The organism is Roseibium sp. RP-7 (genome assembly GCF_053005225.1).
Genome location: NZ_JBRKQA010000002.1, coordinates 536,769 through 557,434 on the forward strand (window position 1 = coordinate 536,769; position 20,666 = coordinate 557,434).

21 protein-coding genes and 1 tRNA gene are annotated in these 20,666 nt (G+C 59.2%); 11 read left to right on the forward strand and 11 right to left on the reverse strand.

The genetic code is table 11. From position 1 onward, the window contains the following. Nucleotides 1-30: 30 nt before the first annotated feature. Nucleotides 31-1,305 carry a malonyl-CoA decarboxylase gene (locus tag ACVDG9_RS17150; protein WP_062488210.1) on the forward strand — a complete coding sequence of 425 codons (1,275 nt, stop codon included), beginning with the start codon at nucleotides 31-33 and terminating at the stop codon, nucleotides 1,303-1,305. Nucleotides 1,306-1,789: 484 nt separating this feature from the next. Here the strand turns inward: ACVDG9_RS17150 and ACVDG9_RS17155 are convergent, their stop codons facing one another. From ACVDG9_RS17155 to ACVDG9_RS17180, 6 genes are all read right to left on the reverse strand, one after another. Further along, the gene (locus ACVDG9_RS17155) at nucleotides 1,790-2,317 is read right to left on the reverse strand and encodes a hypothetical protein (protein ID WP_447238539.1); all 528 of its coding nucleotides are present in this window, start codon (nucleotides 2,315-2,317) and stop codon (nucleotides 1,790-1,792) included. Between the two features lie 76 nt (nucleotides 2,318-2,393). Beyond that, the gene (locus tag ACVDG9_RS17160) at nucleotides 2,394-2,588 is read right to left on the reverse strand and encodes a hypothetical protein (RefSeq protein WP_447238540.1); all 195 of its coding nucleotides are present in this window, start codon (nucleotides 2,586-2,588) and stop codon (nucleotides 2,394-2,396) included. Further along, entirely contained in the window at nucleotides 2,566-3,282 is a 717-nt protein-coding gene (locus tag ACVDG9_RS17165) for a hypothetical protein (RefSeq protein WP_023000594.1), read from the reverse strand. Before ACVDG9_RS17165 ends, ACVDG9_RS17160 begins: the two co-directional genes overlap by 23 nt. A gap of 781 nt (nucleotides 3,283-4,063) precedes the next feature. Beyond that, nucleotides 4,064-4,306 carry a hypothetical protein gene (locus ACVDG9_RS17170; RefSeq protein WP_152510194.1) on the reverse strand — a complete coding sequence of 81 codons (243 nt, stop codon included), beginning with the start codon at nucleotides 4,304-4,306 and terminating at the stop codon, nucleotides 4,064-4,066. 861 nt (nucleotides 4,307-5,167) lie between these two features. After that, nucleotides 5,168-5,243: transfer RNA gene (locus ACVDG9_RS17175), tRNA-Lys, on the reverse strand. A gap of 80 nt (nucleotides 5,244-5,323) precedes the next feature. Next, on the reverse strand, nucleotides 5,324-5,680 hold the full coding sequence (locus ACVDG9_RS17180; RefSeq protein WP_075283518.1) for a hypothetical protein: 357 nt from the start codon (nucleotides 5,678-5,680) through the stop codon (nucleotides 5,324-5,326). A gap of 270 nt (nucleotides 5,681-5,950) precedes the next feature. Between ACVDG9_RS17180 and ACVDG9_RS17185 the strand changes: the two genes are divergently transcribed. The 3 genes from ACVDG9_RS17185 to ACVDG9_RS17195 all read left to right on the forward strand — a co-directional run bounded on the left by ACVDG9_RS17185 (nucleotide 5,951) and on the right by ACVDG9_RS17195 (nucleotide 9,321). Then, a complete protein-coding gene (locus ACVDG9_RS17185) occupies nucleotides 5,951-7,726 on the forward strand; it encodes an acetolactate synthase 3 large subunit (protein ID WP_055655364.1) in 1,776 nt (591 codons plus the stop codon). 29 nt (nucleotides 7,727-7,755) lie between these two features. Continuing rightward, complete coding sequence (gene ilvN, locus ACVDG9_RS17190; RefSeq protein ID WP_023000590.1) at nucleotides 7,756-8,328, forward strand: acetolactate synthase small subunit; 573 nt, start codon at nucleotides 7,756-7,758, stop codon at nucleotides 8,326-8,328. 180 nt (nucleotides 8,329-8,508) lie between these two features. Further along, entirely contained in the window at nucleotides 8,509-9,321 is an 813-nt protein-coding gene (locus ACVDG9_RS17195) for an arylamine N-acetyltransferase family protein (RefSeq protein ID WP_447238541.1), read from the forward strand. A 62-nt stretch (nucleotides 9,322-9,383) separates the two neighbouring features. Here the strand turns inward: ACVDG9_RS17195 and ACVDG9_RS17200 are convergent, their stop codons facing one another. Beyond that, nucleotides 9,384-10,127 carry a hypothetical protein gene (locus ACVDG9_RS17200; protein ID WP_447238542.1) on the reverse strand — a complete coding sequence of 248 codons (744 nt, stop codon included), beginning with the start codon at nucleotides 10,125-10,127 and terminating at the stop codon, nucleotides 9,384-9,386. Between the two features lie 273 nt (nucleotides 10,128-10,400). Here ACVDG9_RS17200 and serA point away from each other — a divergent pair, with 273 nt between their 5' ends. Then, nucleotides 10,401-11,645, forward strand: coding sequence for a phosphoglycerate dehydrogenase (gene serA, locus ACVDG9_RS17205; RefSeq protein WP_023000587.1), 1,245 nt, complete (start codon nucleotides 10,401-10,403; stop codon nucleotides 11,643-11,645). An 85-nt stretch (nucleotides 11,646-11,730) separates the two neighbouring features. On the opposite strand, the gene ACVDG9_RS17210 is transcribed toward serA, so the two are convergent. Next, complete coding sequence (locus ACVDG9_RS17210; RefSeq protein ID WP_023000586.1) at nucleotides 11,731-12,990, reverse strand: GGDEF domain-containing protein; 1,260 nt, start codon at nucleotides 12,988-12,990, stop codon at nucleotides 11,731-11,733. 255 nt (nucleotides 12,991-13,245) lie between these two features. On the opposite strand from ACVDG9_RS17210, the gene ACVDG9_RS17215 reads away from it, so the two are divergent. From ACVDG9_RS17215 to ACVDG9_RS17240, 6 genes are all read left to right on the forward strand, one after another. Beyond that, entirely contained in the window at nucleotides 13,246-13,686 is a 441-nt protein-coding gene (locus ACVDG9_RS17215) for a thiol-disulfide oxidoreductase DCC family protein (protein ID WP_447238543.1), read from the forward strand. Continuing rightward, nucleotides 13,679-15,358: a saccharopine dehydrogenase family protein gene (locus ACVDG9_RS17220; protein WP_447238544.1), complete on the forward strand. Its 1,680-nt coding sequence runs from the start codon at nucleotides 13,679-13,681 to the stop codon at nucleotides 15,356-15,358. The genes ACVDG9_RS17215 and ACVDG9_RS17220 overlap by 8 nt, the downstream gene beginning before the upstream one ends. Nucleotides 15,359-15,476: 118 nt before the next feature. Beyond that, nucleotides 15,477-16,226 (forward strand): pyridoxine 5'-phosphate synthase, encoded by a 750-nt coding sequence (locus ACVDG9_RS17225; RefSeq protein ID WP_447238545.1) that lies wholly within the window; start codon nucleotides 15,477-15,479, stop codon nucleotides 16,224-16,226. Continuing rightward, on the forward strand, nucleotides 16,226-16,810 hold the full coding sequence (locus tag ACVDG9_RS17230; protein ID WP_075283522.1) for an HD domain-containing protein: 585 nt from the start codon (nucleotides 16,226-16,228) through the stop codon (nucleotides 16,808-16,810). Before ACVDG9_RS17225 ends, ACVDG9_RS17230 begins: the two co-directional genes overlap by 1 nt. Nucleotides 16,811-16,855: 45 nt before the next feature. Then, nucleotides 16,856-17,479, forward strand: coding sequence for a LysE family translocator (locus ACVDG9_RS17235; protein ID WP_447238546.1), 624 nt, complete (start codon nucleotides 16,856-16,858; stop codon nucleotides 17,477-17,479). Nucleotides 17,480-17,568: 89 nt separating this feature from the next. Then, the gene (locus tag ACVDG9_RS17240; protein WP_447238547.1) at nucleotides 17,569-18,111 is read left to right on the forward strand and encodes an NADPH-dependent FMN reductase; all 543 of its coding nucleotides are present in this window, start codon (nucleotides 17,569-17,571) and stop codon (nucleotides 18,109-18,111) included. A 24-nt stretch (nucleotides 18,112-18,135) separates the two neighbouring features. On the opposite strand, the gene ACVDG9_RS17245 is transcribed toward ACVDG9_RS17240, so the two are convergent. The 3 genes from ACVDG9_RS17245 to ACVDG9_RS17255 form a co-directional block, all read right to left on the reverse strand. Next, the gene (locus ACVDG9_RS17245; protein ID WP_447238548.1) at nucleotides 18,136-18,768 is read right to left on the reverse strand and encodes a DUF1826 domain-containing protein; all 633 of its coding nucleotides are present in this window, start codon (nucleotides 18,766-18,768) and stop codon (nucleotides 18,136-18,138) included. Further along, nucleotides 18,765-19,979, reverse strand: coding sequence for a GTP-binding protein (locus tag ACVDG9_RS17250; protein ID WP_209169646.1), 1,215 nt, complete (start codon nucleotides 19,977-19,979; stop codon nucleotides 18,765-18,767). The genes ACVDG9_RS17245 and ACVDG9_RS17250 overlap by 4 nt, the downstream gene beginning before the upstream one ends. A 212-nt stretch (nucleotides 19,980-20,191) precedes the next feature. Further along, nucleotides 20,192-20,656, reverse strand: coding sequence for an Lrp/AsnC family transcriptional regulator (locus ACVDG9_RS17255; RefSeq protein WP_075283526.1), 465 nt, complete (start codon nucleotides 20,654-20,656; stop codon nucleotides 20,192-20,194). Nucleotides 20,657-20,666: the final 10 nt, after the last annotated feature.

A 20,666-nucleotide genomic window follows, 5' to 3' on the forward strand; every position in this document is an offset into this window, starting at 1 on the left:
CACCCCTCACTGGACGTTCTGGAGGCCCACATGACCATTCTCGGCGACCTGCTGTCGACCATCTTCGAGCGCCGCTATCGCACAGCGGCGCCGGACCGGCGCGACAATCGGCCGATGGAGGATCTGGTCAGCGCACTTGTCGGCACAGCTGGCGACGTGACGGGCCTTGCCGCGGCCAGCACGCTCCTGCAGCGGTTTCAGGAAATGGAGGACAGCGACAAGCTACAGTTCTTCCGCCACCTTGCCCACGACATGAACATAGATCCGGCCGGCGTGCGCACTGCCCTTGATGCCTATGAGGCGAGCCCGAACCGGAAGACATACACGGCGTTCATGGCGGCTGTGGAGCCCAAGCGTCAGGAATTGATCCGACGGCTGAACCAGATTCCCGGTGCCACCGAGCAACTGGTGCGCATGCGCGCCGACCTCCTGCGTCTCGGCGGCGCCGATCCGGAATTGCAGGCGCTCGACCAGGATTTCCGACACCTGTTCATTTCCTGGTTCAACCGGGGCTTTCTGGTGCTGCGGCCGATCAGCTGGGAAAGTCCGGCACATATCCTTGAAAAAATCATCGCCTATGAGGCCGTGCACGAAATCACCAGCTGGGAAGACCTGCGCAGCCGCCTGGCCCCTGGCGACCGCAGATGCTTCGCCTTTTTCCACCCGTCCATGCCCGACGAACCGCTGATCTTCGTGGAAGTCGCGCTCACCGCAGACATCCCGGGTTCCATCCAGGACCTTCTGGCAGGTGACAGGGAACCCATCACAGCGGCCACGGCCCGTACCGCCGTGTTTTATTCGATTTCCAATTGCCAGGAAGGCCTGGCCCGCATTTCCTTCGGCAACTCCCTGATCAAGCAGGTGGCGGCCGATCTTTCGGCAGAATTGCCGGGACTGAAAACCTTCGTCACCCTGTCGCCGATCCCTGGCCTGACGAAATGGCTGTCGGCGGAAGGCATTGCTTTCCAGGACGCGGACCCGAAGTTGCTGCGCACCCTCGCCGCGCATTATCTTCTGTCAGCCCGCCGCGAGGACGGACAACCGGTTGACCCGGTGGCCCGCTTCCATCTGGGCAACGGCGCACTGGTGCATGCCGTCCACGCAGAAGCGGACACCTCCGCAAAGGGCCGTGCCCAATCTGCCGGCGTGATGGTGAATTACCTCTACGATCTCGGCAAGGTGGCCCAGAACCACGACCGCTATGCGGCGGCAGGGGAAATCGCCGCCTCTTCGGACATCAGGTCTCTGGACACGGCCGCAAAGAAACTGGATTTGCGCGAAGCGGAAGCTGCACAACAGGCCTGAAGGCGCAAGGGTCGGGAGCCAATCGCAGCACATGCTGCCGGTGCCCTGCCCGCCGAGCTAGCGCCATTCGTCCACCCTGGCGCGCTAACTGTCCTGATCAGAACGACAGCTGGAACCGGGCTCGACGCATCACTGGTCAACGCGATTCCCGCCGCCCCCTCCCCAACCGATAGCTATCGGTTCCGGCGTTTTCCTGACGCTGCCGGAAAGGTGGATTTCGGCTGTCTTGGCCTTGTCTTCGGCTTGAAAACCGTCAACTTGCAGGTGACGTGACAGTGCACGGGCGACTACTTCTGCGCTTCTTGGGTAACACCTAAGGAAAGTTGAAGAAGAAATCTCGCGTGCAGCAAAATTCTTTGCTAATCTGCGATTGGCGAAACGGGATCCATACCAATCTCGGATTGAAGCGGCCTCTGCACATCAGGGGACGCCTGTAAGATGTACCGGCGCGAAAAGCCGGCCGCTTTCCAGGCGAGCAGACCGTTCAATGGGTTTCTCGACGCCGGAAATTGTCTGAAAGGCAAAACAAAAAATGACATGTAAAGACAAGGCGGCAGGGATGAGCGAAGATCAATACACCAAAGAGCAGCTCGAATTCCTGGAAATATTTGAAATTGCAGCAAGATATGACTGTCTGTTCCTGCTCGATTTCCATTGCTTCGATCTGTTCGACCACGACCAGACCAGCCTGCTGAGCGACGGCGAACGTGCCCAGTTGGCGGCAGCGGCAAGATATGACATCTATGCCGAAGCCATGCAGAAGGGGTTTCTTCCGAAATCCAGTCCCTTTGGAGGCGTCCATGAGCATCAACACTTTTGTTGAGCCGCTACCCTTCTCGCTGATCGAAAACGGATTGGCGGGAGACAAGACGCAGTTTCTGTTCAAGACCTGGCGCGAAAACGAAGGCATCATCGTGCAGGACAGCCGCATGACGCAGCTGAGCCCGTATCTGCTGATGACGTTGCCGACCGCCGAGCCGGGCGACGTGCCGCCGCTGACCTTTGTGGGCAAGCACAGCACCTTCCGCCGGTTCTTTCCACAGGCTCTTGACCCGGAAACACCACGTCCGCCGACCAGCTTCCTTCCCTCAGTCTACCGCCAGGGCGTTGCTGATGCCTACCAGATTGCCATGGAAGGCGAGCCCTGGTTCGATATCCAGCGCACAGGCAACAAGCTGGGCGAAGGTGTGCCGGACATGACGCTGCAGCGTCTCCTCGTGAAATTCCGCACCAGTGCCGGGTTCACGCGGATTTTCTGCCTCATGACTTTGCTTGAAGTCCATTCGCGATCCTATCAATCAGATCGCACACATCGTCAGCTGTGTTCGCAACAAAAATCAGATTGGCATCCAGCGTACCAGGCAGCGGTTCAACCCAGTTCAGTGCATGAAAGTGTGCACGGGTAAAGCCGCAGTCGCGCCAGAAGCCGTCCATGAAGTTGAAACCCTGCACCCAGCCGTAATAGAAGCCGGCGCCCCACTCATCCAATGCCTCGATCTGGGCCATCTGGTTGAGCAGGCCGCCGAGCTTCGAACCGCGCCACTCCTTGGCAACTTCCGTTCCGCCCAGATATACAACGTCGCCGGTAATGCGCCGGCCAACGCGCGGCTGCTTGTCACTCAGCACAACCTTGCCGCCTTCCGCGTCCGGGTAGCAGCGATGAAAATACTTGCGCCAGAAATCGGTCAGCGTCATCGGATAGGCCATTCTGTCGAAACGGGCGCACACCCGCCCGACCATCCGGTCTTCCTCGTCCACCAGCGCCAGCCAGAATGCCTGTGAAGGCGTATAGGTGTTGAGACTGGGGGTGAAATGCCCCTCCAGTCGCTTCAGGCCGCTGGCCGCTGCCATGGCCTCGACAACATCGAAATCCGACCCGCGGCGCAGCATCAGCCCCAGGCGTTGAAACTCCCTGTCTATAACGCCCCAGGCACGTTTCAGCTGTGCCTTGTCCAACTCGAAATCCAGTTTATGCATGGATGTCCCGTCTGATGTTGCCCTTCATCCGCATCCTGCAAAGAGCGGCCGCGTCAAACGCGGCGATCGCCTTGTTTGCCAATAGATTAAATAGGCACCGATTTTCCCTGCTTGGCAGCACGTTAAGTTGTCTGCCAAGGCGGTCAAACAAGAAAAAATATCAAGGTTAAAACTTGCGGGTACCGGTTTGAAAGAACGGGAGTTTTCAACCGGAGATTCACAACCTTGGACAAGGCATGGAAAGGACACGCCTAGTACCACTGGGACGAACGACCACCTCGCATATGGAAAAGAACATTGCACCGAGATGCAGACACATTGCATTCGCTGCCAGAAGATGACGATTGTCAGTTGTGATCTGTTCCAGGACGAAAGGTCGGTTATGGATCTGCCGAAGCGCCGGCGCTTTCGCTGCACTAGGCGCGGCGGGGCGCGGGTGGAACCCGACCGAATTATCCGTCAAAGGATCATCGCAGCAGCTGGTATGGGCTTGAAAAGCGGAAATGATTCGGTCTGCCAAACAGAACTTTACTCAGATTAGCCTGAGAACATTAGCAGTTTTCACAAGGTTTTTGTGCCAAACTTGTTGATGACCACTATATATAGGTGACCGGACTGATTTTAACTGCATGTTAGGAATTGCCTCGTGCGACGGGGGCCAATGATCAGGAGCACCACCTCCGTAAATCATCGGCCCGCCTTTATGGCCCACAGGCTGGCGAACTCCAATTGCGGAGCCCTTCGAATGCTTGCCGTCGGAGCTTCGTCGTAGGCCAAATCACTATGGGAAAGTTCCCACCGCTTCACCATTGTCCGTGTAAACGTGCAATGCAAGACCAACGGCAGAAATTTCTACACATTTCGTGAAACAGGCATCTTCGCGCGTGGAACACCCCATGAAGCGAAGCGACCGTCCCCGCTTCCCTTCCACATGCTTGTCATAGGCCGACAGGTCGGTCAGCAGGCAGTGCGTTGCCGATCGATCGATCTTGATCACCTGCTTGTTGCCAAGGCCGCGCAGCACGCTTGTCTCCAGCGCCTGTCTCAGCGCTGTCGACCAGCTGCCCTCAAGTAATTCGCCATGGCGCGCCGATCTACTATTTTGGTTGGCACCACGCGTCAACTTATCGGGACAGACAAATAAATCCTATTGGTGCCAGACATGCTTAGGCATGCTTCAGGCAATTGGATTGGCCGTTCTCGATGCCCTGAACACGTCACCAGCAGCGGCCTCGTCAATCACCGAGGGTACTAATGAACAGGCGGACACGAGGGGCTCTATTTGCTGTCATGCCAGGTCGAACAGGAACTTGCAGGCGCACGGAAGGTCATTGATGCCGAGTTGTCCCAACCAAAATAGTAGACCGCCACGCAGGCAACTTCACTAGATATGCTAGCAACGAGCCTATGGGATTATTGATCGTCACGCCCTGTTATTGCGGGACGTAGAACATCAACCCAAAACCAACCGAAGCCGACTGCAAGAAGTAAACCTACAGCCATTAGAGCCATCGCGTGAATATAGCCCCAAACAAACAGCTGAAAATAAAGAAGCAATAGACCAGAGCTTCCAATTGCGAGCGAAACGATTGCAATCAATACTTTCCGCATAATGACTATCCTTAATTTTTCAATCCGGTAATTCTGAAAGACGCGACACGGATAATAGAATCTCGTTCAACGCCCCGGCCAATCTGGGCTGGGTTCTAGATAAACGGCGTGAAGATGATGTAAAGGTGTTTCACAGCTTCAGCACGTTTGCTCACTGTTGCCTGCCGCTTCGCATCACCGAACGAACCGCGCGACGCCGCACGCGATCTCAATGCTCACGGCGCAGGAATTGCGCTTTACCGCAATTTCTTCAGCAATTTCAAAGGAAGGTTGATGGTGGGTGAGTGGGGGCTCGAACCCCAGACCCGCTGATTAAGAGTCAGCTGCTCTACCAACTGAGCTACACACCCAAAGCGACAGGGCCGCGAGAACCGCGCGGCACGTCGGATGGCGGGTGTATATAGTGCGATCCGATTTGGCGCAACGGTTTTTATGACAATTTTTTATCATGGCCGGTCTGCGAGGAACGCAACCCGGAGAAAATCCGCAGCCGCCGGAAGGAAAGCTCGTTAACGCCGCCCAAAAGGCAACTTTCAGAAACATCTTCGATCTTTTGCGCAATTTTCGAAATTAAGGCTTGACCGGTTTTATCCGCCTGACTAGGGTGCGGCGCATCAAGACCGGGGCAGACGTGACGGGCTTGGGCCAGCTTGTTGAAGTCGCTGTCATATCGGCTTGCCTCAGGTTGGCGGGACAAACCCGGTTCCGGGAGTTCCACAACGACGTCGAACCGGGCCAGACGGCCTGCAGCATCAAAGGACCGGGACGACATGGCAATGTCGCTCATTCTAGTAGTAGTAGGAAAGCGCGCCTCCGCGGCGGGATAACCCCGTACGGACAGGATGGCGCGCGACCAAGGCTCCCAAAGGGGCCTTTTTTTGTACCCGCCTCCTGACCACGCATTTTCCACCACTGCCCGGATCTTTGACGCCGCATGCGTCAGGCCAGACAGACAGTGTTGTATCAGTCCGCGCCCGATCGGGCGGGATTGACAGAAGAACAAACAGTTATGTGAGCCAAAGCCTGATCCACAGGCGAGAATGCAAGGACGAAACGAATGACACGGGAAATGACCGGCGCCGAAATGGTCATCCAGGCGCTGAAAGACCAGGGAGTTGACACGATCTTCGGCTACCCGGGCGGTGCTGTGCTTCCCATTTACGACGAGATCATTCAGCAGGAAGGTCTGGAGCATATTCTCGTACGGCACGAACAGGGTGCAGGCCATGCCGCCGAAGGCTATGCCCGCTCCACCGGCAAACCGGGCGTTGCCCTGGTCACCTCCGGTCCAGGCGCCACCAACATGGTGACTGCCCTGACCGACGCCATGCTGGATTCCATTCCGCTTGTCTGCATTTCCGGCCAGGTACCAACCCATCTGATCGGCAACGATGCCTTCCAGGAGTGCGACACGGTCGGGATCACCCGCCCCTGCACAAAGCACAACTGGCTGGTTCGCGATGTCGACGACCTGCCGCGCATCCTGCATGAAGCCTTCTATGTCGCCACTTCCGGCCGTCCGGGCCCGGTTGTCGTCGACATTCCGAAGGACGTTCAGTTCGCGACCGGCACATACCAGGGCCCGACGCCGAACCCGGCTGCCGCGCACAAGAGCTACCGTCCGCAATTGAAGGGCGATGCCTCCAGCATCCGCATGGCCGCCGAATTGATGGCCAACGCCAAGAAGCCGGTTCTCTATACCGGCGGCGGTGTGATCAACTCCGGCCCGCAGGCCTGCCAGTTGCTGCGCGAACTGGTGTCGCTGACCGGCTTCCCGATCACCTCCACGCTGATGGGCCTCGGCGCCTATCCGGCGTCCGGCGACAACTGGCTCGGCATGCTGGGCATGCATGGCACCTACGAAGCCAACATGACCATGCACGACTGCGATGTGATGATCTGCATCGGGGCTCGCTTCGACGACCGCATCACCGGCCGGACCGATGCCTTCTCGCCGAACTCGAAGAAGATTCATATCGACATCGATCCGTCCTCCATCAACAAGACGATCAATGTCGACCTGCCGATCATCGGCGATGTCGCCCACGTGCTGGAAGACCTTGTGCGGATCTGGCGGTCCTCTTCGCTGAAATCCGACGCCAAGGCCATGAAGGACTGGTGGACGCAGATCGATCAGTGGCGCGCACGCAACTCGCTGGCCTACAAGCCGAACAGCGACGTCATCATGCCGCAATACGCGATCCAGCGGCTCTATGAACTGACCAAACACCGCAAGACCTTCATTTCCACCGAAGTCGGCCAGCACCAGATGTGGGCAGCCCAGTTCTACGGCTTCGAGGAGCCGAACCACTGGCTCACCTCCGGCGGCCTCGGCACCATGGGCTACGGCCTGCCGGCTGCCATCGGTGCGCAGGTGGCCCACCGCGACGCGCTGTGCGTGGACATTGCCGGCGATGCATCGATCCTGATGAACATCCAGGAAATGTCGACTGCCGTTCAGTTCGGCCTGCCGGTCAAGGTGTTCATCCTCAACAACCAGTACATGGGCATGGTGCGCCAGTGGCAGCAGCTGTTGCACGGCAACCGTCTGTCCCATTCCTACACCGACAGCCTGCCGGACTTCGTCAAGCTGGCCGAGGCCTACGGCGGGGTTGGGTTCCGGGTCGAAAAGCCGGGCGATCTGGACGGGGCAATCGAGGAAATGATTGCGGTCGACAAGCCTGTCCTGTTCGACTGCCGCGTTGCCAATCTGACCAACTGTTTCCCGATGATCCCCTCGGGCAAGGCTCACAACGAAATGCTGCTGCCGGACGAAGCCAACGACGAAGCGGTTGCCAACGCCATCAGCGCCGAAGGCAAGTCGCTCGTTTAAGGTGAAATAGGCAAAAGGACTTTAAGAAAATGAACGCACAGAATGTTGATGCGCCTTCCGCCTATTTCCTGGCCGAAGTCAGCAACGAAATCGAAACCCACACCCTATCGCTCCTCGTCGACAACGAGCCGGGTGTCCTTGCCCGCGTGATCGGCCTGTTCTCCGGCCGTGGCTACAACATCGACAGCCTGACCGTGTCGGAAACCGAACACGAGAAACACCTGTCCCGCATCACCATCGTGACCACCGGTACGCCGATGATCATCGAGCAGATCCGCCATCAGCTCGACCGGCTGGTGCCGGTGCACCGGGTGACCGACCTGACCGTTCGCGCCAAACGCACCAACCAGGACAAGCCGCTGGAACGTGAGCTTGCCCTGGTGAAGGTGGCAGGCACCGGTGAAAAGCGCCTGGAGGCCCTGCGCCTTGCAGATGCCTTTCGCACCACCGTGATCGACGCGACGACGGAACATTTCGTCTTCGAGATCACCGGCCGGACCTCCAAGATCGAGCAGTTCATCTCCATCATGAAACCGCTCGGTCTGGTCGAAGTCTCCCGCACCGGCGTCGCTGCCGTTCAGCGTGGACCGGAAGGCCTTTAAGAGATCGGTTTCTGATCGCAAGGCCCGTCGCATCCGGTGTGGCGGGCCTTTTTTGTTTTCCTGCGCATGTTGAGGCACGGCACACAGCAGAACGGGCGAACTCCCGCCGTCGTGTTCCTTGGCAACAGCCGAAGACTTGCCTACATGCATCGGACACCTCGAAACCGGACAGAACTACCGATGCCCTTCGATCTTAATTTCTATCTTGAGCGGATTGGCCTGGAGACGTGCCCGGCCACCCTGGACGGCTTGCGGGCCCTGCAGGCAGCCCAGATCAGCGCCATCCCGTTCGAAAACGTTCTGCCTTTTCTTGGCAAGGTTCCAGAGCTTGGCCGGGACAGCCTCTGGCAGAAGCTCGTTCAACACCGTTGCGGCGGTTACTGCTTCGAGCTGAACTCTCTGCTGGGTGACGCACTGGCAGCCATCGGCTTTTCCTCCCGGCAGGTGCTTGCCCGGGTGCGCATGGGGGCGGCGGAGGGTGGAGCACGCTCACACCTTGCCCATGTCGTGACGTGTGATGGCAGCGAATGGCTGGTCGATACCGGGTTCGGCGGCCAGGCCCCAGCCGAGCCTGTGCGCATTTCAGAGGAACGCCAGCAGATCCGCGACCAGGTCTACAGGATACGCTTTGAAGCTGTGTCAGGAGAGCACGTACTGGAACGACAGACTGAGGAGGGTTGGTTCGCGCTCTACGGATTTGACCGGGTAGACGTCCGCCCTGTCGACATTGAAGCCGCCAATTTCCTGTGCGCCGCCTCGCCCAGGCAGTCCTTTGCGGGCAGCATGAAATTCTACCGGCTGACGGATCGGGGTTTCATCAGTTTTCTGGACGGCCGGGCCCGGTTTGTCGGTGGCGGCAACAAGCGGGAGTGGCTGATCGAGGAAGCCGAAGACCTTGGCCGTTTCATGCGCAACGACCTTGGCCTCGGATATGACGACGACACGGTCCACGCCATTGCCTTGCGATTGAGGGATCTGCGCCGCCTCGACTGAATTGGGAGCAACAGCACCGCAATACCGAGAGGCCTGCGGCTTTTCCACAGGCCTCGCCCTCCCTAAAGCTTGCTCTCGATATTGATCGTCAGCGTCTTGCGCAAGGGTGCGTCGTCCGGTCCGGTCATCGGCGCGACGTGGTGCCAGGAATTGTAGGTCTTCACGAACAGGACACACTGGTTTTCCTCAAACGGGAACGTCTTCAGCGTTTCAACATCCTCGAGGGGCATCGCCTTGTTGATGTGGTTGAAGACCTTCGTCCGGTCCTTGGGAAGGCAAACCGCCGTGCCACCACCCCATGCGGGATCCCAGGCTCCCGGCTCCATCATGGACAGAACCAGCGTGATCAATTTATGCGGAGCGTCGGTGTGCGGCAGGATCTGACCGCCGTTTGCCGGCATCATCGAGAACTCGAACCGGGCGCTGATCTCGGTCTGGCGACGGAGGCGACTCAGCAGGCTGGCCTTCCGCTGCCCGTCCTTCGCAATCACCTTGAGCCTGCGCAGGCCCAGGTCGATATTGTTGGCGACCAACATATCCAGCACATTGTTTATGAAGTTCTCGGATTTCACATGATCGTAAAACGCTTTCCAATCAGGTTTTTCTGACAGGAACTTGTAGTAGTTATCCGGATTATTGATGTCGGACAGAGAATATTTGTGTCCGAGGTTTGGCATGTATTTGAACAGTTCCCTGTCAGGATAGCTCTCGACGAGTGACCGGTACATTTCCGGCGGCAATACATCTGTTACATAGCAAACGGGATATGGCTCGTAATCGAATTGAGGCCCGCTCAAATTCAACATGGATCGGGGTCCCTGCTCTCGCTTGGTGTTGGATATTATTCAAGCAGCCGGTTGGAGATCCGGCCGAAACGCGCCCCCGCCGCTTATTGGCACAGGCTGGCGTCCGTCAGCAACCGCTTTCACAAACACCGGGGTGACAAAACGCGCGGTGTCGGCTTGCGTTCCATCAAAATGGCGCCCTAGACGCGACGTGAACGAGCGCGTATACGACACGCGCGCTGTTAGCGCCGATCCGGCGCGATTCAAACCAATCAGACCAAAAGGCATTTCGCCATGATTCACGGTCTCTCCCGGCCGAAAAACCAGATCCGCTGGCTGCTGCTGGAAGGCATTTCGCCGACCGCGCGCGCGGTTCTTGAAAAACACGGTTATACAAACGTTGAAGTCCTGTCCGGAGCCCTGGAAAAGGACGCGTTGATCGACAAGCTGCAGGGCGTCCAGATGCTCGGCATTCGCTCCCGCACCCAGGTCACCGAAGAGGTTCTGGAAGCGGCCAAGAGCCTGGTTGCTGTCGGCTGCTTCTCCGTCGGCACCAACCAGGTCGACCTCAAGGGCGCGCTTACGCGCGGCATCCCGGTGTTCAATGCCCCCTTCTCCAACACGAGATCCGTGGCCGAACTCACCGTTGCCGAAATCGTCATGCTGATGCGCGGCGTCTTCCCGAAATCCACCGCGGCCCACGAAGGCCGCTGGATGAAAAGCGCTGCCGGTTCCCACGAAGTTCGCGGCAAGACACTTGGTATCGTCGGCTACGGCAATATCGGCACGCAGTTGTCGAACCTGGCCGAGGCCATGGGCTTGCGGGTGATCTACTTCGATCTCGTCGACAAGCTGCAGCACGGCAACGTGATGCCGTCCGAAAGCCTCGATGGCCTGCTGGCTGAATCCGATGTCGTGTCCCTGCATGTTCCCGATACGCCGGAAACGCGCGACATGTTCGGTGCTGACCAGATTTCGAAGATGAAGAAGGGCGCGTTCCTGATCAACAACGCCCGCGGAAAGGTTGTCGATATCGACGCTCTGGCCGCCGCGCTGAAGTCCGGTCACCTGGCAGGCGCTGCCATCGACGTCTTCCCGGTCGAGCCGAAGTCCAACAAGGACGAATTCCTGTCGCCTCTGCGCGGCCTCGACAACGTCATCCTGACCCCGCACGTGGGTGGTTCGACGGAAGAGGCCCAGGACCGGATCGGCGAGGAAGTCTCCAAGCGACTGGTGGAATACTCCGATGTCGGGTCCACCATCGGCGCCGTCTCGTTCCCGCAGGTTCAACTGCCCAAGGGCACGTCGGCCACGCGTTTCATCCAGGTGCACCACAATGCTCCCGGTGCCATGCGCACGCTGAACGACCTCTTCACCCGGCACAACCTCAACATCTGTGCCCAGTACATGCAGTCCCATCTGGACATCGGCTACGTCGTTCTGGATGTCGACAGCCCGGTGGAAGATCCGGTCAGCATTCTGGAAGAGATCCGCACCCTGCCCAACACCATCCGGGCAAGGCTGCTTAACCGGGTCTGATCGTCCTGGCCTTCAGAAACGACAAAAGCCCTGGAGCATTTCCAGGGCTTTTTCTTTTTCAAATGCTTTGGCTTACCAGATTGCTCTAATCCACCGTGACCGGACTGAAGACCCGGTTGCGCCCCTGTTTCTTGGCTTCATAAAGCCGAAGGTCCGCCTGCCGGAACAGGGCCTCCATTGTGTCGCCATCCTGCGGCGCACTGGCCAGACCGATGCTGACCGTTACCTTTTCCGGAAGATAGATCTTGCTGAAGCGCTCGATCGCCTTGCGCAACCGCTCGGCCATGGAGGTTGCGCCTTCCACCGACAGCTTCTCGCACAGAAGCACGAACTCTTCGCCGCCCACCCTGTAGAGGTGATCGTCGGAACGCAGGTTGTCGGCCAGAAGCCGGGCAACCATCTTCAGGATCTCGTCACCGGCCTGGTGGCCATGCCGGTCGTTCACCTGCTTGAAGTGATCGATGTCGATCACAAGCAGGGACAGGGGCCGGTTTTCCTGCAGGTTCTTGGCAAGGATCTTGGGCGCATTCTGGTCGTACTGGCTGCGGTGAAGCGTGCCGGTCAGGTGATCGCGAATGGAAGCTTCCAGAAGCTTGTGATAGCGCTCCCGGTAGGTCAGCACCTGAAACACGTCCTTGAAGGACCTGTTGGTGAGCCAGCTGCTCTCGTTGTCGAAATACTTCAGGTAGAGGATGAACAGCGCCGTATAGACCAGCGTAGCCACCATCTTGGCTGCCCAGCCGCCGACAAACACATGCCAGGGTGCACCGGAAACATAATGCAGCGCCAGGAAGAACCCGGCCTGGTCGAAAGTCAGCACTGCCGCGCCGCAGATCAGGAAACGCAGACCCAGGTGCCGCCCGACCCAATTGCCGATCCGCTCATAAAGCACGATGATCGCGATCGCGTCGACAAACAGCAAGATGGTGCCCCAGACCATCAGCAGTCCCATTTCATCGATAAAGGCGAAATCCGGATTGCGGCCGTCCGTGACCGAGATGGTATCGTGGTTCCGCAGGATCATCACCAGTGCGACGATCAGGAAGTTGCCGATCAACAGGCCGTAGATCGGCTGGCGGACGATCAGCGCATCCTCGCGGATGTAGAGCAGCAGGATCATCAGAAGCTTGCCGGAAAAGAGCACAGTCGACCCGGGGGAGACGATGCCGAACGGCAACTCGATGTAAAAGACGCTGGCGAGATATGTTTCCAGGAAATGCATCACACCAAGCGCGCACATGAAGACGCCGATACCGATCACCTGACGAGCCCGCAGAAGGCTCATCATGACGATGAAATAAACGGCTGCCTGGGCCAAGAGGAGGAGCGCGTTGGAGATGGCCATGGATTACCTGGTAGTTTTCTCGATCCGAGACCTCGATGTATGCATTGATTCTCGTTCGGATCGACACCGAAATCGGTTTCAGTCCGGAACAAGCTTAAGAATCGGGCCCCTTGCGGCCAGTCTTAGAGGAAACGGCGGAACCTGAAAACCTAGTCGTAATACTGTACTGCGACCTTGTGCGGGCTCGCCGAACCCTGCGTTGCAACACTACATGAGAGGCGGAAACCTGTCATTGCCCGCGAAAGCCCCAAGACGATGGAAACCAGACGCAACGTCAAACCGGCCCCGCCTGCCCTTGCACATCTTCCCGACAACCTGATCGTCTTTGATGGCATTTGCGTTCTGTGCTCCGGCTTTGCCCGGTTCGTCGCCAGGCACGACCGGACAGCAGGCTTTCGCTTTGTCGACGCCCACTCGGACATCGGTCAGGCACTCTACCGGCACCATGGGCTCGACCCGCAGAAGATGGAAACCAACATCGTTATCTGCCGTGGCCGGGCCTACACCAAAATGGCGTCCTTCACCGCAGCCATGAAAAGTCTCGGCTGGCCCTGGAAGGCGCTCACGGTGCTGGATCGTCTGCCGCGCAGGCTCGCGGACTGGACTTATGACAGGATTGCCCAAAACCGCTATCGGCTCGGCAGACGAACCTGTCCCCTGCCGTCGGCTGCGCTGAAGGAACGGCTCCTTGACTGAACTTTCCCGAAGGAAGCGGATTGTCGTACTCGGTGGCTATGGCGTTTTCGGCGGAAAGCTGGCCGAGGCGCTGCTCAGACACGAGCATCTGGAGGTCATCGTTGCAGGCCGCAGCCAACAAAAGGCTGAAGACTTCTGTCGCCGGCATGGTGGCACTGCCGCCGTTCTGGATCGTACGGCACCTGATTTCGCTGCTGCCCTTCTCGCCCTTCGCCCGTTCGTCACCGTCGACGCCGCCGGACCGTTTCAGGCCTACCGGCAATCCCCCTACGCTGTTGCGGAAGCAGCGCTTGCCGCCGGGAGCCATTATCTGGATCTTTCCGACGATGCCGGGTTCACCAGCGGTATTACTGTGCTCGACGAGCAGGCACGCTTGAGCGGACTGACCGTGCTGTCTGGCGTTTCCAGCGTACCGGCCCTCTCTTCGGTTGCGGTCGAAGCTCTTCGGCATGAGTTCTCACAGGTCGACCTGATCGAAAGCACCATCCTGCCGGGCAATCGTGCACCTCGTGGCCTCTCCGTCATCGAAGCGATCCTGACCCAGTCCGGCAAGCCCGTTTCCGTCTACCGCGATGGCGGATGGACAAAAGTCATCGGCTGGTCCGATCTCTCCCGGCGCTGGATCGGCCCTGAAGGCAGCAGCGGCCTTTCAAAGCGCTGGTCGAGTTTCATCGGCGCGCCGGATCTGACACTCTTTCCCAGGGTCTACAACGCCCGAACGGTGCTGTTCCGGGCGGGACTTGAACTCTCCCTCCTTCATCTGGGCCTCTGGGCTCTCTCCTGGCTGGTGCGTCTTCGCCTTGTCAGGTCACTGCAAGCTGCCGCTCCACTCCTTCGTACTGTCGCGGGCTGGTTCGAACGGTTCGGGTCCGACCGCGGCGGCATGGAAGTCCGGCTTGCCGGGCTTGGCAAGGACGGCCAGCCGTTGTCCGCCAGCTGGACACTGATTGCGGAAGCCGGCGACGGGCCGCATATCCCGGCAGTCCCGGGCGCTATCTTGTGCAAGCACCTTGTTGAAGGTGTTGTTCCAGCCGGAGCGCGGCCAAGCCTTGGTGAATTCAAGCTGGCAGACGTCGAGGAGGCCACCGCTCATCTGAACGTCCGCACCTTCACTGCAAAGCAGGCTGAACCGGTCTTGTTCCAGCAGGCACTCGGCAGCAGCACCTTCAAAGCTTTGCCTGAAGAGATCCGCTCCCTTCACACAGTGTTTGACCACCGGCAATGGATCGGTGAGGCAAAGGTCACGCGCGGCACCTCGCGGCTCGGCCAGTTGCTGTGCCGTATCGTCGGCTTTCCACCTGAAGCAGATGCCACTCCGGTGAAAGTGACCATCAAGCGGCAGGGCGACAAGGAAATCTGGCAGCGCAATTTCGGCGGCAAGACTTTCCGGTCCGTGCTCAGCCTGTCAGGTGCACCGGGCTCCGGCGTGGTTCAGGAGCGTTTCGGACCAACAACGTTCAACATTCACCTGAACCTGAAGGGCGATGCACTCGCCTATCCCGTTCGCAGTGGCAAGCTGTTTGGCATTCCCTTGCCGCGCTGGTTGTTGCCGATCAGCGAAACAGCCGAGACGGCACCGGATGGCATCTTCCGCTTCGACGTCGAGATCTCCCTGCCTGGTCTTGGGCGGCTCGTGCGATATCAAGGGTGGCTGAAGCCCCACCAACACTGAAAAACATTGTCTCTAGTGACAATTCCTCGTTTGACTTCAACGGCTTTTGACACAATCTTGCGAACCTGACCCAGTCTCTTAAAGCCAGATCAGAACCGTTTTCACCGGACTATCAATCATGCCTGCCGTTTCGCGCCTTTCCGTCAATGTCAACGCCATCGCCATGTTGCGAAATCGCCGGGATCTGCCCTGGCCGAGCGTGACTGGCCTTGCGGCCATCGCGATGGAAGCCGGCGCCAAGGGCATCACCGTGCATCCTCGTCCGGACGAACGCCATATCCGCAAGAAGGACGTGTTCGAGCTGTCCGAGCTGATCGAGGACCGGTTCCCGAACAAGGAACTGTGCCTGGAAGGCTATCCGGCCCCCGATTTCATGAAGCTGGTGGAGGAAGCTCGCCCCGAACAGGTCCTGTTCGTGCCGGACGACCCGCAGCAATCCACCTCGGACCATGGCTGGGACTTTTCGAAAGACACCAGCGCGCTGGAAACGGCGATTGCCGCCGCCAAGGAGTGGGCGGTTACGGTCTCGCTCTTCTGCGATCCGGACCCGGCTGTCCCCGAACACGCTGCCAGGCTCGGGGCGGAACGTATCGAGATCTACACCGGCCCCTATGGCGCCTGCTACGACGACCCGGCACGCGCCGAAAAGGAACTCGACATGATTGTCGCCACGGCGGAAGCCGCCCAGGCCTGTGGGCTCGGCGTCAATGCCGGGCATGATCTGACCGTCGAAAACATTCCTGCTCTGATGGCACGCGCCCCCTTCATTCGGGAAATGTCGATCGGCCACGGCTTTACCGCCGATGCGCTGATCCATGGCTTTGCCGAAAGCGTTGCCCGCTTCCGCCGGGCCATGGGCGAAATCTGATGAACGACACTTTGGCGAAGCAGGTCGCGTTTCTTCTGGAAACCGACAAGCTGAAGGAAGTCGTCCGGCTGAACCAGCTCACGGGTGGCGCCCGGCGCGAGACCACGGCCGAGCACTGCTGGCACGTGATCCTGCAGACGCTTACGCTTGCCGAGCACGCCCCTGCCGGCACCGACATCAACCACGTCGTCAAACTGCTCGCCGTTCACGACCTGGTCGAGATCGACGCAGGCGACCACTGGGTCACTGACGACAATCGGGCCGGCATCAAGGATCTGGAACAGGCAGCCGCAAGCCGACTGTTCGCCCTGCTTCCCTCATCGCAAGGCCTGGATTTCAAGGCTCTTTGGCTGGAGTTTGAAGCCAACGAAACACCGGAAGCCAAATTCGCCAACGCGATGGACGCGCTGCATCCGATGGTGTTGGTCTTTGCATCCGGCCTGGACGACCCGACCCATGAACCCATTTCCGCCGAAGCGTTGAAGCTGACGAAGGAATCCCGCCTGTCTCCCTTCCCGGGTCTTTGGGATTTTGCCCAGGACCTGCTGAACAAGGCCGTACGCGACGGCCGGCTGCTGCCCTGAAACATCCTTCCGGCTGCACCCCGCAGCCTTTTCTCGAGAACCGAAATGCCGATAGATCTTTGGCTCGTCTTTATTGCTGTCTCGCTCCTGCCTGCCGTCAGTCCCGGCCCTGCAGTCATGCTGGCCATTTCCAACACGCTCCGGTTCGGCCGTAACGCGACCCTCGCTTCCGCGGCAGGCAATGCCACGGGACTGGTAATCCTGGGATACGCGGTCGCCCTCGGCTTCGGCGCCCTGATGACAGCCTCCGCTGTGGCCTTCACGGTGCTGAAGGTCATTGGTGCCGCCTATCTCATATTCATCGGCCTCAAGATCTGGCGCGACAAGTCTGCCTTTCACGTGGAAGATGGTGTCCTGATTGCCCGCAAAAGCCCCAGAAAGCTGTTCCTGGAGGCACTGCTCGTTTCCGTCACCAATCCAAAGGCCATTCTGGTCATCACCGCGCTGTTCCCGCAATTCATGCGCGCCGACGGCATCGATCTCACGGAGATCTCGGTGCTGTCCTTCACCTACGCCGCATTGTGTTTCGCCAACCATGCCGCAATTGCCTACGCAGGCGGTCACATGCGCCGCTTCCTGACGTCTGCAAAGCGCATGCTGTGGGTACGCCGGATCACAGGCACGCTCTTTGTCGGCTTTGGTGCAGCACTGGCCGCTGCCAGCCGGTAAAAGGCGCAAACTGGTCGGTCGTTGGGGGATCACGATACGGGGCGAATCCGATAGGCTCGCCCCTAGCCTCCTTCAACCGGATCAGTCCCTTGCCCTTCAGGATCCTTACATTTTGCGGCAGTCTTCGTGCCGCATCGTCCAATCTGGCCCTGCTGAGCGCAGCAGAACGACTGGCGCCCGACGGGCTCGTTCTCAACCGCTATGACCGCATCGGCGATCTGCCGCATTTCGTGCCGGATCTGGATATTACCGACCACCTGCCGGAGATCGTCACCGACCTGCGCGAACAGGTTGCGCGCGCCGACGGGCTGCTGTTCGCCGTGCCGGAATACATGCATGCACTGCCCGGCAGTTTCAAAAACACTCTCGACTGGATGGTTGGTTGTCAGAAGTTTCCGGGCAAGCCGGTCGCCCTTGCCCACGTCACCTCCCGCCACGCCTTTGCCCCGGTTCAGCTGGAAGAGATCCTCCGGACCATGTCCGCCGAAATCGTCAGCGAAGCCGGATTTTCGCTTGGCCTCACCAGCAATGCCATCACCCCTGAGATGATCTGTACGGATGCCTCCCTTGCCGCGATCGTCACGCGACACCTGGACCGATATCAAACCTGGCTAAGCCGAGAGCGTGGCTGAACCCCCTTCGGAAATCCAGCCCGCCTAGTCTGCCGGATCGATCACCAGAAGAAGCCGCGGTCCACCTGCCAGAGTTGCGGCCGGAGACCGGTGCAAGAGAGCGGTTCTTTCGCCGCAAGACCATTGCCGGCCGCGAAAAACGGCAACGCCCCCGGGCGGCACCTGACGGATGCGACCAGGCTCCTCGGCCACATTTTCCGGCACATATTCCGTTCCCGCCCCGCGATACGTGCACAACAACCGGGCGCGAACATTGTCCAGGTGGAACTTCGGACACATGACGTCTTCCGAAACATCCAGCCGCAATCGCAGCAGACGCACTGTCAGCGTCTTTGCCAGCATCAGGGCAAGTGCCCCGACATCGCTTGCCAGCATGTCCCTCTCCCGACACGCAGGAAGTCCATGGCTCTCGCAAGCCGCCCGGACAGCCGCCTCAGCCAGATGCACAGGCACCACCGTGCGCAGGTCCGGCAGGTTGTCTTTCTGCAAGGCATTCACCCACCTCTGAAATTCGGGATCCGGCGTTCGACGCCAGATAGCGGCGGCGATGCCCGGATCGCGAATGTCGGCGAGAATGTCCGGATCCCGGCCGATAATCACATCCCGTGCGGCAGGCCCGTTCGAAAGGGAGCCCAACTTCGGTTCCAGCGCTGTCATGCTGCGCGGTCCGCATGGCGGAAGGCTGGAAAGGGATCCGGCAGTTGCGCAAAGGCCGAAAGTTCGTCACCCGCGTTTTCGCCGATCAGGCACGCGTCGAGCCGGCTTTTCAGAAGCGGCCAGTCGATGCCCGCACCGATAAAGACAATTTCCTGCCGCCGGTCGCCAAACGGTTCGACCCAGAGCGACTTCGCATAGGCCCGGGCGCGGTCGTCATCCGGCCAACGCTCCTTCGGCACCGACGCCCACCAGGTGCCAAGCGGACTGATGCTGGAGAGCGCCCCGGCCAGCGAGAACTCGATCACCCACTGCGGCCGGCTGCCGATCCAGAAATGGCCCTTGGCGCGGATTACCCCCGGCAACTGCCCGTTGAGCAGCTCATGGATCTTTTCCGGATCGAACGGCCGCCGTGCCCGGTAGACATAGGAGGCAACACCATATTCCTCGGTTTCGGGAATATGGTCGGCAAAGCCGTAAAGCTCCTTGGCCCACATCGGGTGTTCATGAGCCTTTTCAAAATTGAAGAGCCCCGTGTTCAGGATGTCGGAAGGCGAGACTTCCGAGTAGTCGGTCTCGATAATCTTCGCATCCGCGTTGAGACTGCGGATTATCTTGCGGGCAGCATCCACCTGTCCGGCCGACGCGGCACCCACCTTGTTGAGAACCACCACATCGGCAAACTCTATCTGGTCCGTCAGGAGATGCACCAGCGTGCGTTCGTCCTCCTCGCCCAGCGTCTCTCCCCGATCGCTCAGGAAATCATGGCTGGAGTAATCCTTCAGCAGATTGACCGCATCGACCACCGTCACCATCGTGTCGAGCCTTGCCACATCGGCAAGGCTGTCGCCGGCTTCGTCTCGGAATTCGAAAGTCGCTGCCACCGGCAACGGTTCGGATATCCCCGTTGATTCAATAAGCAGGTAGTCGAACCGCCCTTCGCCAGCCAGGCGGCGAACCTCGTTCAGCAGATCGTCGCGCAAGGTGCAGCAGATGCAGCCGTTGGACATCTCGACAAGGGTTTCTTCGGTCTTGCTCAGCTCCGCACCACCTGCCCGCACCAGGTCTGCATCGATATTCACCTCCGACATGTCGTTGACGATTACAGCCACCTTCAACCCGGAACGGTTGTTGAGGATGCGATTGAGCAAGGTGGTCTTTCCCGCTCCAAGGAACCCGGACAGAACGGTTACAGGCAGGCGTCGATCGGACATAAGGCCTCCAGCAAGTTTGATATGTTATGTTATTACATATCAAATCTGTACTTTATTGTCGGCGACCAAGGCAACCGTTTTTTAAGCCAGGGCGATCGAGGCTCACTGACGGCAGAACAATGGAAGGGAATTTCAGGCAGCAGATCAGGGGCGCTCATCAGTCGTCCGGTCTGCGAGGCCGGCGACCGGCCGGCCAGGGAAGCCGAACTGTTTCAGAAAGGCAGCGGCGCGTTGTCCGTCACTTCCTTCATGACAAAAAACGTTCGGGTCTGGCGCACACCCGGCAGCGCAATCAGCTTTTCGCCGTGCAGCTTGTTGAAGTCCGCCATGTCCCGTGTGCGGATCTTCAGGAAGTAATCGAAGTCGCCCGCCACCAGGTGGCAGTCGAGAACAAAGTCCGCCTTGCGAACCACCTCTTCAAACTCCGCAAAACTTTGTGGCGTCGACCGGTCCAGCACCACACCCACGATCACAAGGGCAGATCTGTCGACCTTTTGCGGATCGATATGCGCGCGCACGCCCTGAATGAAACCCTCGTCGAACAGCCGCTGCGTCCGTCTGTGACAGGTGGCCGGGCTGACATTTACCAGACCGGCAAGTTCGGCGTTGCTGAGACGGCCATCTTCCTGCAGCAGCTTGAGAATTTTGCGGTCAATCCGGTCGAGCTCACCAGCCATGGAAGAATCT